Annotated in this window: 12 protein-coding genes; 4 read left to right on the forward strand and 8 right to left on the reverse strand. The window is 62.4% G+C overall.

Translation table 11 applies throughout. From position 1 onward, the window contains the following. Window positions 1–20: 20 nt before the first annotated feature. Window positions 21–3,533, reverse strand: a complete 3,513-nt coding sequence (gene carB, locus KF757_04695) for a carbamoyl-phosphate synthase large subunit (protein ID MBX3322270.1) — start codon at window positions 3,531–3,533, stop codon at window positions 21–23. A 108-nt stretch (window positions 3,534–3,641) separates the two neighbouring features. Between carB and ruvC the strand changes: the two genes are divergently transcribed. Continuing rightward, window positions 3,642–4,310 (forward strand): crossover junction endodeoxyribonuclease RuvC, encoded by a 669-nt coding sequence (ruvC, locus tag KF757_04700; GenBank protein ID MBX3322271.1) that lies wholly within the window; start codon window positions 3,642–3,644, stop codon window positions 4,308–4,310. A gap of 352 nt (window positions 4,311–4,662) precedes the next feature. On the opposite strand, the gene KF757_04705 is transcribed toward ruvC, so the two are convergent. Continuing rightward, window positions 4,663–5,100 carry a hypothetical protein gene (locus KF757_04705; GenBank protein MBX3322272.1) on the reverse strand — a complete coding sequence of 146 codons (438 nt, stop codon included), beginning with the start codon at window positions 5,098–5,100 and terminating at the stop codon, window positions 4,663–4,665. Window positions 5,101–5,257: 157 nt separating this feature from the next. Between KF757_04705 and KF757_04710 the strand changes: the two genes are divergently transcribed. Next, complete coding sequence (locus KF757_04710; protein MBX3322273.1) at window positions 5,258–9,400, forward strand: PQQ-binding-like beta-propeller repeat protein; 4,143 nt, start codon at window positions 5,258–5,260, stop codon at window positions 9,398–9,400. A 15-nt stretch (window positions 9,401–9,415) separates the two neighbouring features. Here the strand turns inward: KF757_04710 and KF757_04715 are convergent, their stop codons facing one another. Together KF757_04715 and cysC are read right to left on the reverse strand one after the other, a co-directional pair. Next, window positions 9,416–10,429, reverse strand: a complete 1,014-nt coding sequence (locus KF757_04715; GenBank protein ID MBX3322274.1) for a 3'(2'),5'-bisphosphate nucleotidase — start codon at window positions 10,427–10,429, stop codon at window positions 9,416–9,418. 136 nt (window positions 10,430–10,565) lie between these two features. Further along, window positions 10,566–11,186, reverse strand: coding sequence for an adenylyl-sulfate kinase (gene cysC, locus KF757_04720; GenBank protein ID MBX3322275.1), 621 nt, complete (start codon window positions 11,184–11,186; stop codon window positions 10,566–10,568). 343 nt (window positions 11,187–11,529) lie between these two features. On the opposite strand from cysC, the gene KF757_04725 reads away from it, so the two are divergent. Next, complete coding sequence (locus tag KF757_04725; GenBank protein ID MBX3322276.1) at window positions 11,530–11,667, forward strand: hypothetical protein; 138 nt, start codon at window positions 11,530–11,532, stop codon at window positions 11,665–11,667. A gap of 56 nt (window positions 11,668–11,723) precedes the next feature. On the opposite strand, the gene KF757_04730 is transcribed toward KF757_04725, so the two are convergent. Together KF757_04730 and KF757_04735 are read right to left on the reverse strand one after the other, a co-directional pair. Further along, window positions 11,724–12,194, reverse strand: a complete 471-nt coding sequence (locus tag KF757_04730) for a hypothetical protein (protein MBX3322277.1) — start codon at window positions 12,192–12,194, stop codon at window positions 11,724–11,726. Between the two features lie 15 nt (window positions 12,195–12,209). Then, window positions 12,210–13,265 carry an SUMF1/EgtB/PvdO family nonheme iron enzyme gene (locus KF757_04735; protein ID MBX3322278.1) on the reverse strand — a complete coding sequence of 352 codons (1,056 nt, stop codon included), beginning with the start codon at window positions 13,263–13,265 and terminating at the stop codon, window positions 12,210–12,212. A gap of 293 nt (window positions 13,266–13,558) precedes the next feature. On the opposite strand from KF757_04735, the gene sat reads away from it, so the two are divergent. Then, a complete protein-coding gene (sat, locus tag KF757_04740; GenBank protein ID MBX3322279.1) occupies window positions 13,559–14,737 on the forward strand; it encodes a sulfate adenylyltransferase in 1,179 nt (392 codons plus the stop codon). Between the two features lie 56 nt (window positions 14,738–14,793). Here sat and KF757_04745 read toward each other — a convergent pair whose 3' ends face one another. Together KF757_04745 and guaA are read right to left on the reverse strand one after the other, a co-directional pair. Continuing rightward, a complete protein-coding gene (locus KF757_04745; protein ID MBX3322280.1) occupies window positions 14,794–15,573 on the reverse strand; it encodes a hypothetical protein in 780 nt (259 codons plus the stop codon). Between the two features lie 174 nt (window positions 15,574–15,747). After that, window positions 15,748–17,310 carry a glutamine-hydrolyzing GMP synthase gene (guaA, locus tag KF757_04750; GenBank protein MBX3322281.1) on the reverse strand — a complete coding sequence of 521 codons (1,563 nt, stop codon included), beginning with the start codon at window positions 17,308–17,310 and terminating at the stop codon, window positions 15,748–15,750. Window positions 17,311–17,475 lie beyond the last annotated feature (165 nt).

Raw genomic sequence — 17,475 nt, forward strand, 5'->3', positions numbered from 1 at the left:
CATACCCGATTCGCAGGCGTTCAGTGCGCGACCGCGTGCTCGGCGATCTGGTTGTAGTCCTGGAGCGCGGCGACATCCCAGAACCCTGCGCGCAAGGCCTCGATCGCGCGCACCGCTGCCCGCGCCGCTGTCGCTGTGGTGAGCATCGGAATCCCGAGCCTGACCGCAGTCGAACGAATCCGTCCTTCGTCGGTCTGCCAGCCGGTGCGTGTGGGCGTGTTGATGACGAGGGCGATCTGGCCGTCCTGCATCATGTCGATGACGTTTGGCCTCGCGCCCGCGCCGATTTTCTGGAGGATCGTGGGCCGAAGCCCGTGACGCGCGAGCGTATCGCCCGTGCCCGGCGTGGTGAAAACCGTAAAGCCCATCGCCAGCAGCGACCGCGCGACGTCGACAATCGAACTTTTGTCCTCGCGCCTGACCGACAGAAACACCCCGCCCTCGCGCGGCAGCGAAACCCCCGACGCCAGCAACGCTTTGAGATACGCGATCGGCAGCGACACATCCATGCCCATCACTTCGCCCGTCGAACGCATCTCGGGCCCCAGCACGAAATCCACGCCCGGGAACTTCTGGAACGGGAACACCGGGCCTTTGACCGCGTACGCGCCGGTCTCGGGAATCTCGCGGGCCTGCTGGGCTTCGAGCGATTGCCCGAGCATTGCCTTGGCAGCCATCGACACCCACGACACGCCCTTGGCCTTGCCCACGAAGGGCACCGTGCGGCTGGCGCGCGGGTTGACCTCGATGATGTAGATCTCATCGTCCTTGACCGCGAGTTGCACGTTCATCAAGCCGCACACGCCAAGTTCGGCTGCAAGTCGCCGCGCCGTTTCGCGAATCTGCTTGACCAGCCCCGGCCCCAGCGAATACGGCGGGATCGTGCACGTCGAATCGCCCGAGTGCACGCCCGCGTGTTCAATGTGTTCCATCACGCCACAGACCAGCGCACGCCCGTTGTCATTCCATGGCGCGAAGTCCGCCACCACATCGACATCAACCTCGATCGCGCCGTCAAGAAACTTGTCGATCAGGATCGGGGCATCGTCGAGGCCCGAGACATCCACAGCCGTTGCCATGTAGTGACGCAACGCTCTCTCGTCCGGGCAGATTTCCATCCCGCGCCCGCCGAGCACATACGAAGGACGCACCAGCACCGGATACCCGATCCGCCCCGCGATCTCGACCGACTGCTCGAACGACCGCGCAATCCCGCTCGCCGGCTTGCGCAATGACAAACTATCAAGCATCGCATCAAACCGATCGCGGTCCTCAGCCCGATCAATCGAGTCCAGCGGCGTACCAAGCAGCGGCACCCCCGCCGACGCAAGCCCATGCGCCAGATTCAAAGGCGTCTGCCCTCCGAACTGCACAATCAGCCCCTTGACCGATCCGCTGGCCTGCGCATCGCCACCAAGCCTCTCCACCACGTTGAGCACATCCTCAAGCGTCAGAGGCTCAAAGAACAGCAGATCGCTCGTGTCATAATCCGTCGAAACCGTCTCCGGGTTCGAGTTGATCATGACGCTTTCAAACCCAAGTTCGCGGGCTGCAAACGCCGCGTGAACGCAGCAGTAATCAAACTCGATGCCCTGCCCGATGCGATTGGGGCCCCCGCCAAGAATGACGACCTTCTCGCGATCTTTCACGCCGAGTCGATCTCGCAATTCGCACTCGGCCGCGACATGCGTCATGCTTCCATCGGGCGCGATGCGATCAAACCCCGGCTGATACGTCGAGTAGTAGTACGGCGTAACCGCTTCAAACTCCGCAGCGCACGTATCCACCAGCTTGTACACGCATTCGATGCCCAGCGATTGTCTGTGCCGTCGCACTTTCAGAATCGTCTGGCTGGAAATCGAACCCAGATACAGATTCGCAAGCTGCGCGTCCGAATACCCAAGTCGCTTGGCCTCGAACAGCGTCTCAGTGGGCACCTCTTCAAGCTTGCGATACCGGCATAACTCATCCTCGAACGCCACCAACTGCGCCATCTGATCGACAAAGAACGGATCGATGTGCGTCATCGCGCAGATCCGCTCGATCGGCCAACCCATCTTCAGCGCGTAGCGCACGTAATACAACCGCCCCTGGCTCGGGACCGACAACTTGCGCGTCAGCTTGTCAACGTCGATCGGCCACTCGATCGGCGCGCCGTCGGCTGTCCGAAGCCCCGTTCCCTCGTGCACATTGGGCACCCGCGACGACCCCGAATCGAGCACCAGCTGCTCATGCTCCACCGCACGCACGGCCGCCAGCCACTTGTCATTGCGATCAAGCCCAAGCCCGAAGCGCTTGACCTCCATCGAACGAATGACCTTTTGCAGACTTTCCTTGAACGTCCGCCCGATCGCCATCCCCTCACCAACGCTCTTCATCTGCGTCGTCAGCGTCTCGTCAGCCTCGGGGAACTTCTCGAACGTCCATCGCGGCATCTTCGTCACGACATAATCAATGCTCGGCTCAAAACACGCGCTCGTCGAACCCGTGATGTCGTTGCGCAACTCATCGAGCGTGTACCCGATCGCCAGTTTGGCTGCAATTTTCGCAATCGGGAACCCCGTCGCCTTGCTCGCCAGTGCGCTGGATCGACTCACCCGCGGATTCATCTCCACCACCACGAACTCGAAGCGTCCGCTTTCGGGCTTCGGGTTCACCGCGAACTGCACGTTCGACCCCCCGGTCTCCACGCCCACCGCCCGCATGATCTTGATCGCCGCATCACGCAGCGCCTGATATTCCTTGTCCGTGAGCGTGAGAATCGGCGCCACCGTAATCGAATCGCCGGTATGCACGCCCATGGCGTCAATGTTCTCGATCCCGCACACGATCACGCAATTGTCGTTGCGATCGCGGACAACTTCGAGTTCGTACTCCTTCCAACCGATCAGCGAGCGGTCGATCTGCACCTGCCCGATCATGCTTGCCCGCAGGCCTCGAGTGACCAGTTCCTGAAACTCTTCAGTGTTGTACGCGATGCCACCGCCCCACCCGCCGAGCGTGAACGCCGGACGGATGATCGCAGGCAATCCGATCACCTCCAGAAAGGCCTCACCCTCGGCGAGCGTTGTCACCGTCTGCGACTGCGGCGTGCGCAGCCCTATCTCCCGACATACCTCGCTGAACGCGTTGCGATCCTCCGCCCGATGGATCACCTCCCGGCTTGCGCCGATCAGGTGTACGCCGAAACGCTCCAGAATCCCCTGGTCATACAGAGCGCACGCGCAGTTCAGCGCCGTCTGCCCGCCCAGTGTCGGCAGCACCGCGTCCACCGGCGTGCCCGAACTGCGCTCTTTCTCCAGGATCTTGGCCACAGCTTCGGGTGTGATCGGCTCGACATAGGTCCGATCCGAAAACGCCGGGTCCGTCATGATCGTCGCCGGATTCGAGTTGACCAGCACAACCCGATACCCCTCGTCTCGCAGTGCCTTGCACGCCTGCGCGCCCGAATAGTCGAATTCGCAGCCCTGCCCGATCACAATTGGGCCTGAACCGATAATCAAGATCGTGTGGATGTCGTCGCGTCTGGGCATGAATCCCTCGTCGTCTCGCCAAAACTTGTGGGGGGACGCCAAAGTGATCGGCCCAAACATTATGGTACGCTCGGGCTTCGGTCCGGGCGAGCGAATACACTCGATTCCATGCGCGTCATCGGCATCGATCCAGGCCTCCGCATCACCGGCTACGCCTGCATCGACGCCGACTCACGCCGCCCCACTCTCGTCGAAGCCGGAGTCATTCGCCTTGTCTCAGGTTCTGCCCTGCCCAGCATCTCGCACCGCCTCGAAGAACTCAGCCGCGACCTGGGCGCCCTCCTCGACCGTCTCCAGCCTCATGCCGTCGCTGTCGAAGGACTCTTTGCCCACTACAAACACCCCGCCACTGCCGTCGTTATGGCCCACGCTCGAGGCGTCGCCCTCCTTGCCATCCACGCTCGTAGTTTGACTCTTCTCGAACTCAAGCCCGCAGAGATCAAAAAAGCCGTCACCGGCACCGGACGAGCAACCAAATTGCAAGTCCAACGTGCAGTTCAGAACGTCTTTTCGCTCCCCACGCTCCCCGAACCTCCCGACGTCGCCGACGCCTTGGCCATCGCCCTGTGCGCGCGCGAAAGGCTCTCGAACTCCGCTTCACGCGCCTTCGCCCCATCGATGCTTAGCGATCAACCACGGCGCTTCCCTGCACCGAAACGCTCGGCCTCCTCAGCCTCGCGTCAAACAGCACCTCTGCAAGTGCCCCCGGTTCAAGGTACAAAACTTGCCCCCGCAGTGAAACCTGCTTCCCGCTCACGTCAAGCCCGCTCCCCTTGAGCGCAACCGGCAGCGTCATCGTCACGCGTCCATACCGCGGAAGCGTCACTTCAGGCGATCGCGCACTGCGAAACGTACCTGCCCCCTCAACCTCCACCGCGTACCGCGCCTCACGCAGCAACACCACCTGGTCCGTCGGGTTCTCGCCCAATACAGAAAGCTCGACCAGTACGCCTTCATTGGTCGTCTCGATCGTGCGCGCCGACACCAGTTCAAACCGAGGAGACTGCCCGGCCCGGCACCCGCAAAGCACCACCGCCAACCCCACGCCAATCCACAGTTTCAAAAAGTCTGAGTGTCTCACGCCCCCAAGCGTACCCGATCCGCACCCGCTTGCCCACCCCGGGGTGTATCACTCGACCGAAGTCAGCGACACCCAGTGCGGGTCCAGATACCCATACTCAGCCAGCAACCCGTTGCCGATCGGTTCTTCCTGCACATATTCAAGCCACTGAAACGTCAGCCATCCAAGCACGCAGCAACACACTATCGCCCCCAGTTCGGCCGATCGGGTCTTGCGAATCGCATACAGGATGGAAACCGTCACCGCCACGGTCGCCAGTTTCCATGCCACCAGCAATCCGACCGAATTCGCAGCCATGACCGCCCGCGCCACCGGATTGGCCTCCGGAAACCCCCCCTCACGCAGGAACATCACCGTCAGATACAGATCTGCCAGACTCAGCAGCACCACCGTCAGGAGCATGTACTGCACTCGCCTCGAGCGGCTTTGTTCGAGGATCGCTCCAGACGCCTTCGCAAACACCCCAGGAACACGCAAGTGAATCATGATCTGCTTGGTTCGGCATAGCCGAAGATCCACTTGAGAAAACACCCGTGTGTATTGTCCCGTACAGTGTTCAGGGGGTCCGGCTGTATGACCAGAACCCCTGACTCGACCGAGAACTCGAAGAAAACTCGAATTGTGAAGATCCTGAGCGACCACTGTGCGACATCTATTCTTCATCCTCTTAATACTCTTACTGCTGGCTTCGACCGCTCCTGCTCAGGTTTCGTCGCCCGAGAACCCCGTCTTCCTTGACGACTCGGCCGAAGCCAGCGACGTCCTCGCCGGACTTGCCGGACTCACCTCCCGAGGAAGCAGCGCCGAGGCCCTCCGAACCCTCCAGACCCTGCTCGACCATCAACCTTTCCGCCTGCTTGCCTCGACCACCGATCCGGATCTCTTTGTCTCGGTCCGCCAGGTCGTGCACGACCGACTCATGGCCGACCCTGCCCTCCTGGGTTCCTATCGCCAGACGGAACAACCACAAGCCCGCGCCCTGCTCGAAGCCGGTCGCCTCGCCGCTGCCTTCGACTCACGCTTCCTCACGCCCTCGGGCTTCGAAGCCGGCTTGCGCCTGGCCCAACTCCAACTCGAACGCGCCCAGTTCGAATCTTCGCTCCGCACTCTCACCCAACTCACAACCCACCCCGACTTCAACTCGCGCAAGCGCGACCTCGCTGCTGTCCTGACCGTCCTTGCTCGCTATCTTCAGCACGACGGAGCGCGAGCCCTCCTCGAACTGCTCGAACTCGATCTCCCTCAACATCCGATCAATCCGCCAGCCTCACTGCGCATACCAATCGTCGGCCCATTCGGACCCGGACCACAATCCGACCTCACCGGCGTCGTCCCGCGCCCGCTCTCGAGCGCCCCCCTCGCTCCTCCTATCGCTGCTGTCGATGAAGACATGCCCGAAGCATTCCGAGATCGCTTCGTCAGCACCCAGAGCCCCTTTGGCTGGACCCTCCCAACCGCGGCCAGCGACATCATCTATTCAAGCGATGGCGATTTCATCACCGCCTGGGACCGCTTCACCCTCCGCCAGATCTGGCGCGTCGAACGCACCCAACCCACCGGCGATGGCCTCTTCCAGCAACGCGACCCCAGACGCCGACAGTCTCGCCGCATCGAAGACTCCACCGAAGTCTCCGTCGCGGGCAATCGGCTCGTCGCAGTCACCGGCATCGCAATCAATGGCTTCCGTCAGGGCGACAGCCGTATTCACTGCCTCGACCGCCACACCGGACGCCCCATCTGGGCTGTCGATCCTGCTGCCCTCGATCCGCAACTCATCGATGGCAGCGTGCGCGGCGCACCCATCATCGTCGAACAGACTGTCGTCGTGGCAGTGCGCAAAAGCGCGCGCGACCGACGCATCATCAGCCTCTATCTCGTCGGGCTCGATCTGGCCGATGGATCTCTGCAATGGACCCGACTGCTCGGCTCGGCCGGCGCACTCCCGTTCCAGCAAGGCTCGCGCTTTCCCGAGCGCCTTGCCGCACATCGCGGTGTCATCTATCGGGCCGATGAGATCGGGTTGATCGCAGCTGTCGAAGCCGCAACCGGCAACACCATCTGGGTCAGGCGCTCACCGTCATTCCGCCTCTACGACAGCGACGTGCGCCCCGCGTGGTCCTCTTCGGGCCCGATCATCGACCGCGACCGCATCATTTCACTTTCGCCAAACCGCGAGTTCATCCTTGCCATCGACCCCGACTCGGGCGCGATCCTTGGTTCGCAATCGGCTGCCTTCTATTCAAATCCCGTCTATCTCCTTCATAGCGCCGAACACCTTGTCGCGCTGTCTGACAATCGAGTCGCGTGGACACGCCTTGCCGACTTCCCGAGCAACACTGTTCAACTCAGCGCCGGACTCGGCAACCCCAGCATCGTCGGGCGATCGGTTGTCGCAGGCCAGACCCTCATCATTCCGCGCTCCGATCGCATCACCACCATCAACCTGCACACCGGCCAGCAGCAGGAAACAGTCATCGACGCGCCCGGCAACCTGCTTGCCCTCAATGGCCAGCTCATCGCCACCGACGCCTCCAATGTGCACAGCTACATGGTCTGGGACGTCGCATCGCGTCTGCTTCAGGATCGCATCGACGCAGATCCATCCAGCCCCGCTGCTGCTGCAACGCTTGCCGAACTCGCATTTCGTGCCGGGCGCTCAAGCCGCATCATTCCCGCGGTCGATCGCGCCATCACCGCGATTGATCGCAATCGCCTCGAACACGAACAGGTTCGCTCTGCGCTCTACGCCGCCGTCCTGGGCATGCTCGATCGTGCAGGCCAGCCTGCACCCGACGCATCCGCCGAAGCCAGACTCGATGACCTCGAACTCTTGCGCGCGCTCTCGCTCCGCCTCGAAACCCTCGCCGACACCCCACGCGAACAGGTCGCCCATCGGCTCGTTGACGCATGGATCGCCGAAGCCAGCGGCAGCGCTCCGCAAGCCGTCGAATCGCTCCAGATGATTCTCGCCGAACCTTCTCTCGCATCCTCCTTCTGGCTCGGAGGCCTGCTCACCATCCGCGCCGACCTCGAAGCCACGCGGCGCCTGCGCGAACTCCTCACACGCCGGGGCTGGGCTGCATATGCCGGCTTCGAACGCGAAGCTCGCGCCCAACTCGAACTCGCAGGCCCCGACCCCGATCACTCTCTCCTCGAACGCTTTGCCCGCCAATACCCCTTCTCCACTCTCGCCCCTTCTCTCTATCTCGAAGCCGCACGAAAGTCGCAAAGCGTCAATCAACTCTCGCTCCTTCAGCGAGGCCTGCGCGCTGCCGCCGCAATTCATCAACTCGGTGCCCCGCTCGACGAATCTGTCGCTCGCGAACTCGTCGGCCGAAGCATGACCCTGCTTCACACACAAGGCCGATTCGAAGACGCACGCACCGCTCTCAACTCACTTGACCTCTGGTTCCCCAGTGCAACACCGACATTCGATACCATCCCGCTATCTCCAGATCGTCTGGCTTCGCTCACGCATCGCGAATCACGCGAACAACGCCGCCCGATGATCGGCTCACGCATCGCGCCCGACACCACGCCCACGCTCGAACAAGGTCGCGTGCTCCAGCCGACGCTCCTGCCCGCCCGCCCCACACCAGCCAATCTGGCGGTGCTCGTCTCACAGACTTCGCAAACCGTCCGCCTTGTTCAATCCACCGGTACCGAACTGCGCACGCTCTGGAACATCCCCGCCCCCCTCGAGCCCCTGCTGCTCGAAATCTCTCCCACCACCGTCACGCTCGCCTGGCTCGATCCGCAGGGCATCATCATCGAAGCCCTCAACCTGAACACCGGCCAAAGCCAGTGGCGACACAAACCTTTCGACCTCAGCGAGCGCCGCGCAGACCGCAGACCGATGGAGTTCAGCGCCTTCATCACCCCACTCGAAGGCCGCGTCTTTGGCGATCAGATCCTCATCGCCGGCGACGATCACGTTCTGGCCATCGCCGAGCGTTCCGGCCGCATCGTCACCCTCGATCGCACTACAGGCGAGCCACTCTGGAGCGGCAGCACCGATGTCCGCCGCGTCTACGACATCGCCATCAACGCCGGAATGCTCGTCGTCGGAGGCTCGGTTCCACAACCCAACGAGCAGTGGGCGCTCTCGATCATCTCCGTCGATGCCCGCACCGGAAACGTCGTCAATCGACTCAACGATCCGCCCGGCAACATCCGATGGATGCGCGTCACGCCTCAACGCCTGCTCGTCGCAGGCCTCGACCGTGGCGTCCTCTGCGTTGACCTCGAAGAAACCGATGTCCGATGGATGCTCGCTGAAGAACCCGTCACCGCTTCACTCGACGCATGGATCTTCGACGATCGCCTTTACGTCCTCGACCAGAACCGCTCACTCTGGCAGGTCAGCATCGCCACGGGCCGACTCGTGCGCCCCGAACTCGACACCAGGGGCCGACTCGTCGATCGCATCGGCATTCAGGCCTACGACCTCGGCGACACGATCACATTCCTCTCAGGTTCAGGCATGCTCGTCTACGACGCCAGCGGAACTCTGCAAGGCATCGACGTCTTCGAAACCGTCGGCTCGCTGATCGTCTCCGACCCCGCGACCGACCATGTCGTCCTGCTGGAATCCTCTCCGGTCGAAGACCCCGAAGGTTTCGGCAGCTTCCCGCTCTACATCATGGCTCTCGATTCGGCGCACCTTATCAGCAGCCAGCCAGTCAGACTCCACGCCCCGCCCGAATCGATCACAGTCCTCGACGGGCTGATCCTGATCTCCGCCGGCGAAGCCACGTTGGTCTTGCAGGCACCTCGCCAACCGTGAGCATGCCCTCAGCGATCACTCCGCGCTGCCGAGCCCCAGGGCACGAATCGCCCCGATGATCAGCCCATGCACCCGAGGCGGCGCACACACGATCCCCCGATTCTTCTCCAGCCCCCGCCCGTGAGAAAAATCGAGCTCGCGCCCGTCAATATCCGTCACCGCAGCACCCGCCTCAGCCGCGATCATCGCGCCCGCTGCATGGTCCCAGATCCGCTCGACATACCCCTTGCGTGTCGGCATGCGGATGTAGGCGTCCGCCTGCCCGCGCGCGACCACCGCGTACTTCGCCTGGCTGTCAAGCCTCACCATGTCCGACTCTTCGCCGATGTGCGCCAAGATCCGGTCCGTGTCGTCAACGTTTGTGTGCGCCTTCTCCACCGACGCGCACACCAGAATCGGCTGGCCCCGCGCATGGTCGAGTCTCGTAATGCGGATCGGTTTGGCCAGCGCATCGTCGCACGGCGCCTCATACACCCCCTCGCCACGAATCCCGTAATACAAACACCCCGTCGCATCCGCTTCATCCAGCGGCTCAGACAAATCCATCGGCAGATTCGGGCACCCCATCACCCCAATCGTCGGCACGCCGCTCTCGATGTACCCAAGCGCAATCGCATACTGCTGATTGCGCAAAAAACCCTTCGTCCCGTCAATCGGATCCAGCGTCCAGAATGACCGATGCGAAGTGTCCCCCGCCCCGACATCAATCGCAGCCAGCACATCATCCACCGACGCATCCGTCCACACCTCGCGCACCGCTGTCAGCGTCGCATCGAGGTGCGCCGCATGATCCGCCTCACGCAAAAACTGGCTCGCCTCTTCGCCCACCAGCACAATCTCGCCAAGCCGCTCGCGCAGCACATACGCCACGATCGCCTGGCTCGCAAAATCCGCAACCGTCACCGGGCTCTTGTCGTCTTTCGTGATCGCACGCACCTGCTCAAGCGACGCCTGCACCTGACGGCAGACCACACTCGCAAGCGTCACGGCTTCACGACTGGCTTCAATCATTCGCGCATAATCAGGCATCAACATTCTCCATGCTTCATCCATCCTGACAATAGCCCCCAAAGGCCCCGGCTGAACCAACGCCCCTCGACGCCAATAAAAAACGGGCGACCGCTGCCGGCCGCCCGAGTGCATGTTTCACCATTCAAAAACCGATTCACGCCATCGAAATCAGCCCGCGATCGGCCAGCGCCTTGAGGCACTGCTTCACGCACGCCGCCACATCGTGCTCGGCCGTCTTGAGCACCAGCTCGGGCTTGACCGGAGCCTCATATGGATCATCGATCCCCGTGAAGCCCTTGATCTCGCCCGCCCGGGCCTTCTTGTACAGCCCCTTCGGGTCGCGCTGCTCGCACACCTCGATCGGGGTATCGACAAAGACCTCGATAAACGCCAGCCCGGCGTCCTCGTGCGCCTTGCGGGCTGCGTCGCGGTCCTTGATGTACGGGCTGATGAAGCTCGACAGCGTCACGATCCCCGCATCCGCAAACAACTTCGACACCTCGCCGATGCGACGGATGTTCTCCTCGCGGTCGGCTGCGCTGAACCCCAGGTTCTTGTTGAGCCCGAAGCGGATGTTGTCGCCATCGAGCCTGTAACACGACACCTTTTCATTGACCAGTGCCTGCTCAAGAGCGCACGCGATCGTGCTCTTGCCGCACGCGCTGAGCCCCGTGAACCACATCGTCGCGCCCTTGCACCCGAGTGCCTTCCAACGCTCCTCGCGGGAGATATCGCCGTCGTGCCAGTGAATATTCGTCGCCTTGACTTGACTCATGTTCGCCTTTCCCTTCATCAACGTGCTTGTGGAACGAGCACTGTAGTCGCGCCCCGCAGGGGATCAAGCACCGCACGCCTCAAGTGCGCCTCAACCCCTCGCTCTCGCACGACTTGCCCGCCCGCCCGGCATCAGAACCGCCCCAGGCCGCCCCGTTCTCGGACCTCACGCCGCAGCGGAGTGGCACCGATGTTTCGCGCCCGTGCCACCGTTCGCCGGTTCCTCCGGCGAGCGGTGCGAAGGACTCACGCACCGTCGTACACCGCCAGCATAGGTTCGCCTTTCCACCGCCGCGATCGGCAAGCGGATGGTTTGCGCAGCCATCTCAGACGATGTTCCTGGCATGCTCACGCGAACCGCAATCGCCGCTCACGTCCATCGCTGGCCAACGGCCAGTTCTTCCCTCGCGCAATGGTCGGCTCGACATACGGGCGACAGAGGCCCCGACCCGCTGATCGAGTACGACCCCGCCACAGGGTGAAGTATGGGACCGGGTTGAAAGGATGGAAATGAATGGCGAACACGATGGCAAAAGGCTCATCGGCACCGCTCGCCGGAGGAACCGGCGAGCGGTGGCACGGCCAGAGTCATGCGCGCGATCGGTGCCACCAGCCCCCCGACAAAGAGTTCCTCCAGCACCAGATACCCTTCATTGTCCTCGTCGAGAGTGACAGAAACAAGGCCTGCCAGCGCATATTGGTCTGAAATCGAACCGACAATACTTAGATTGATCTGGCGAATCAAATTATTATCTCGGTTGATCTTGACCACCAGATTGCGCAGGATCGGGCTCTCGTTCTCATTGACCACAATGCGCACGTCCGCCATGGCCGTAGAGTGTTCGATCTCCAGGTAGAGATCCCATGTGTCACCCGACACATGCGTACACGAAGACGTGACCGAATCGGCATTCACATTGTCGATCGTGAACGGGCAGGATTGTGCAGCGGCAATCGACACAACTTGAAACAGAAGAGCCGACAGGGACAGCAGGATGGCCAATTTCATTCGATGTTCTCCTTGTCACCGATTGCCAAATTGACGACGTCGCTGCCGCGCAACTATCGTCATCAATGTTCCAAGCAGCAAAGCACCTCCCGGCGCGGGGATCACCATGGCGAGTCGGAGCCCGTTTCCCGACGAACGAGGGAATAGCGTGCCGACGGAATCAATCTCGTCTGCAAATGCGGAAAGCGACCATGACGAACCTCGGGAATACAGCCAGTTCTGCCCGCCATTTTGGAGCATTTCACTGACGCCGCCTGACCCGTCGAGCAATCCCCACGGGCTCATGTGCCCATACGCACCAACGTTGTACGTCAATCCTGTGCCCGCATTGGTATCCCCCTCCCCTGGCGGCCCCGCCACCGGCCGCGTGTCGCTTGAGGTCGGATAGCGCCAGTACCCACCTTCGCCATCGTTCTTATCCGGATCCCAGTGCATGGCCTTGGTCCACTCGTCGAGATTCGGGATCCAGAACTTGGCATCGGCGCTGCGCGTGCGATCGTCGGTGTAGTTGCCGTTGGCATCCTGGCCGAAGGTGCTCGCGTCATACACGCCGCCCTCGAAGGCCCACTGCTCGCCGACCTTGCCGTTGTGCAGCCAGTTGCAGAAGCGGGCCGCATAGCGCCAGCCCATGTTGGCCGCGAAGTTCTCGCTACCGGCGATCGCGCGATAGCGACCGAGGCTGTTGTCATAGACGATCCAGTCGCTCGTAAACTCGCTGGCAAAGACAACGCCCTGGTAGTAAGGCCGATAGGCGTTGACGAACTCGAGCCACTGCCCGACGGTGATCTCGGTGCGCGACATGCGGTACTTATAATTGACCGTGCCGACGGTAAAGCCTTCGTGCGCGTACGGCGGATAGAACCGTCGGCCCTCGTCGAAGTTCACATGCCGATTGCCGGGGTCGCCGATGATGGCGAAGTCGATCCCGTAATCCGGCGTCGGGCCCGCTGCTGCGGGTGAGGCCGACAGCGCGAGCACACCGATAACCGCGACCGATGCTGTGATCGCGCCAGCCACCGCAACCGCGACGCGCCCGAAGAAGCCTCTGTTTCGCTCAAACCCAAATCGCATAGCCACCTCCCGAATGCCGAACGAGCCACTCGTCAACGTGAAGGTACACCACGATGGGCAAACTGCCCAACGAACTGGCGGAATAACCGCCCAGGCCACCGCCAGGCCCGCGGCATCAACGCACACCACCCTTCACCTCGCCCCTTTGAACTCTGCCCGCTGCCCTCCTATCCTCTGGCCCCGAGGAGGTCTCACCGCAGACCCCGGCTGTCCAAAAACCGAAACAGAAGCGCGTGATCCGTCGCCGTGCGTCGGCCGCTGATGTTCACCAGTCTTTGCAAGGGAGATCGACTATGTCCGGGCTGATCGAGCCGCATGGCGGCAAACTCGTCAATCAAGTCGCCAGCGCCGACCGCGCCAAGGCCCTCACCGCCGAAGCCGCCGGCCTCAAGCGCATCAACCTCTCCGCCAAGCAATCCTGCGACGTCGAGATGATCGGCATCGGTGCTTTCAGCCCGCTGACCGGATTCATGGGCAAGGCCGACTTCGACTCGGTCGTCTCATCCATGAAGCTCGCCTCGGGCGACATCTGGCCGATCCCCATCACCCTCGCGGTCAACGCTGCCGACGCCCCCAAGGTTGGCGAGCGCGTCGCTCTCTACTCCCCCAATGGCGTCCTTCAGGCTGTCATGACCATCTCCGAGACCTACGCCCACGATCGCGCCAAAGAAGCAACCATCTTCTTCAGCAAGCCCGGCGACGATGACGGCCAGCACCCCGGTGCCGAAGCCGTCAAGAAAGAAGGCGACACCTGCCTCGCCGGACCCATCGAAGTCATCACCGTCTGCGTCGATCCCGACGGGCCCGAAGCCTTCCTCGACTACCGCCTCACCCCGGCCCAGACTCGCGCCGAGTTCGCTCGCCGCGGCTGGAAGACCGTCGGCGCGTTCCAGACGCGCAACCCCATCCACCGCGCACACGAATACCTCTGCAAGTGCACCCAGGAAATCTGCGACGGCCTGCTCATCCACCCGCTCGTCGGCGAGACCAAGCCCGGCGACATCCCCGCCGACGTCCGCATGGACTGCTACAAAGTTCTCATCGAGAACTACTTCGTCCCCGAGCGCACGCTCCTGACCGTCATGCCCGCTGCCATGCGCTACGCCGGGCCGCGTGAAGCAATCCTCCACGCCCTGGTCCGCAAGAACTACGGCTGCACGCACTTCATCGTCGGCCGCGACCACGCCGGCGTGGGCAACTACTACGGCACCTACGACGCCCAGACGATCTTTGATAACCTCGACAAGAACAACCTCAAGATCGAGCCGCTCAAGTACGAGCACGCCGCCTACAGCCGCAAGGCACAAGGCATGGTCTCGGGCAAGACCTTCCCCAAGATCGAAGGCGATCAGGTCTTCCTCTCGGGCACCAAAGTCCGCGACATGCTCGCCGCCGGCGAGCGCCCGCCGATGGAGTTCAGCCGCCCCGAAGTGGCCGACCGCCTCATCGCCTGGGCGACCAAGAACAAGTAATCATCAAGCACATCAGACTTGCCGCTGGGCGATGGACAACCTCCATCGCCCTTTTTTTATGCGCCGATCAGCCCCAGCGCTCGCCCGGCCGACTCGCGATGAATCATCAGCGAACGCATCCCCACTTCCCGCAATACCTGCGCACGCACAAGTTTCGAGATTTCTTCAGCGTAATCCGCATCCTCGATGCGGCTGACCTCGCTTGACAGCGATTCCAACTGATTCATGCTCAGTCGAATATTGCTTTCGTTCCGCTGGATCATGGCTCCGATCCCGGCTCGCGTGAGGTTCACGCCGCTGCTCGCACTGTCCACTGCTTTCTGAATCGCCTCAAGATCACCCCATTGAAGATCCATGAACCAGCGCGGATGCGACTCTCCTTCGTCGTCATCGTCACTGGCCACCAGCCTGCGAAGCCCCAGGTCCTTCGCGTTCAACCGCTCGAGCAGCAGTTCGCCGTTGAAACGCGCCGTCGCCGCGATGAAGTCGATCCCATCGAGTATTCCGTTCGCCTGCTGCTGGAGCGCCTCGAGCTCTCCCTGCCCCAGCGCCCCACGATTGGACGCCTGCACCGTAATCCCCTGCAACTCGATCATCATGTCGGCGATGACGCTCAATGATCCTTCCTTGGCTGCGAGATAGTGGTTATGCCGTTCTGCCGCTTCGATGCTTTTCTCGATCTCCTTGATTTCGGTCTTGAAGTTCGTCGCAACGATCATTCCCGCCGGATCATCAGACGCGCGATTGATGCGCTTGCCCGTCGAAAGCCGCTCGATCGCCTGCTTCATCGCCCGGTCCGATGCAGCGATTCGTCCCTGCAGGAACAGATCCATCATGCTTGTCATCCCGATCGACTGCACGCGCGCGGTAGCCTCCTATCGAGGCTATCGACCCGAACGGGCGGCGATTCCTCCAGCGCCCGCGCGTCCCCCATGCCACGGTCGCATCGTGCAGCCGACACCCTCGATTCGGGCATCAAGCCGCAGCACCCGCACAAGCCGCAAAGTCGCTCACTCCCACTCGATCGTCGCCGGCGGCTTCGACGAAATGTCATACACCACGCGGTTTACCCCGTGCACCTCGTTGATAATCCGGTTCGAGATCGTCGCCAGCACGTCATAGGGCAACCTCGCCCAATCCGCCGTCATGAAGTCCTGCGTCTCGACCGCACGAATCGCGACGACCTTCTCATACGTCCGCCCGTCGCCCATCACCCCCACGCTCGAAATCGGCAGCAGCACCGCGAACACCTGGCTCGTCCGCCGATACAACTGATTCGCCACGATCTCTTCGAGCAATATTTCATCGCACTCGCGCAGCACATCCAGTTTCTCGCGCGTCACATCGCCCACGATGCGCACCGCAAGCCCCGGCCCCGGGAACGGATGCCGCCAGATGATCTGATCGGGCAGGCCCAGCACCTCGCCGAGCTTGCGCACCTCGTCCTTGAACAACTCCCGCAGCGGCTCGATCAACTCGAACCCAAGATCCTCGGGCAGCCCGCCCACATTGTGATGCAACTTGATGTTCGCGCTGTGCCCCGCGTGCCCGTGCCCGCTCTCGATCACATCCGGATACAGCGTCCCCTGCGCCAGGAACTTGGCATCGCGAATATCCGCAGCCGCCGTCTTGAACACATCGATGAACCGATGCCCGATCCGCCGCCGCTTTTCCTGCGGGTCGGTCACGCCTGCAAGATCGCCCAGAAACTCTTTCTCGGCATCCACCACGCGCAGATCAACCGAGAAGTGATCGCGAAACGTCGTCTCGACCAGGTGCCGCTCGCTCTTGCGCAGCAGCCCGTTGTCCACAAACACGCACGTCAGTTGATCGCCGATCGCCTTGTGCAGCAGCACCGCCGCCACCGATGAATCTACCCCGCCCGAGAGCCCGCAGATCACGCGGCTCTGCCCCACACGCTCGCGCGCCCGCTTGATCGCTGTGTTCGCAAAATCGGCCATGCGCCACGAGCCTTCGCACTTGCACACTTCATACAGAAAATTCTGCAGAATCTCGATCCCGTGCGGCGTGTGGGTCACTTCCGGGTGAAACTGCACCCCGTAAAACCGCAGCCCCTCATGCTCATACACCACCGCTGCGTGCTGGCACGTCGCGGTGCTCGCGATCGTCCTGAAGCGCTGTGAATCCAGATTCCGCACCTGATCGCCGTGCGACATCCACACCGCTGTCCGCTCAGGAATCGCCGCCAGCAACCCCGAGCGCTCCGCGATGTTCAGGTTCGCACGCCCGAACTCGCGCGACCGGGCCTTCTCGATCTCGGCCCCCAGCACCCGGCACACCAGCTGCATGCCGTAGCAGATCCCGAAGATCGGCACGCCCAACTTCAGAATCTCCGGGTCCATCGTCGGCGAACCCGCATCGAGCACACTCGCAGGCCCGCCCGACAGAATGATCCCGCGCGGGTTCATCGCCGCCAGTTCCGCCGCCGAAATCGACGGCCGCACCAGCACGCTGAACGCGCCCGCCTCGCGCACCCGCCGCGCGATCAACTGGGCCGTCTGCGACCCGAAATCCAGAATCGGAACAATCTCCCGCGATGGAAACTCATCCATGGGCGTCTCATCTCGAAGCAAGGGGAAACGCCAGTGTAGGCCCAACCCCTTTCCATCGCGACCAACCCAAGGTTCTGACCCGCAGCGATCCCGCCGAGGCTTTGTCGGGGTGTACCACCGATCCATGCATGTCAACGTGCCAGGCTGGTGGCAGCGATGGCGCGC

Source organism: Phycisphaeraceae bacterium (genome assembly GCA_019636795.1).
Classification (GTDB): Bacteria; Planctomycetota; Phycisphaerae; order Phycisphaerales; family UBA1924; genus JAHBWW01.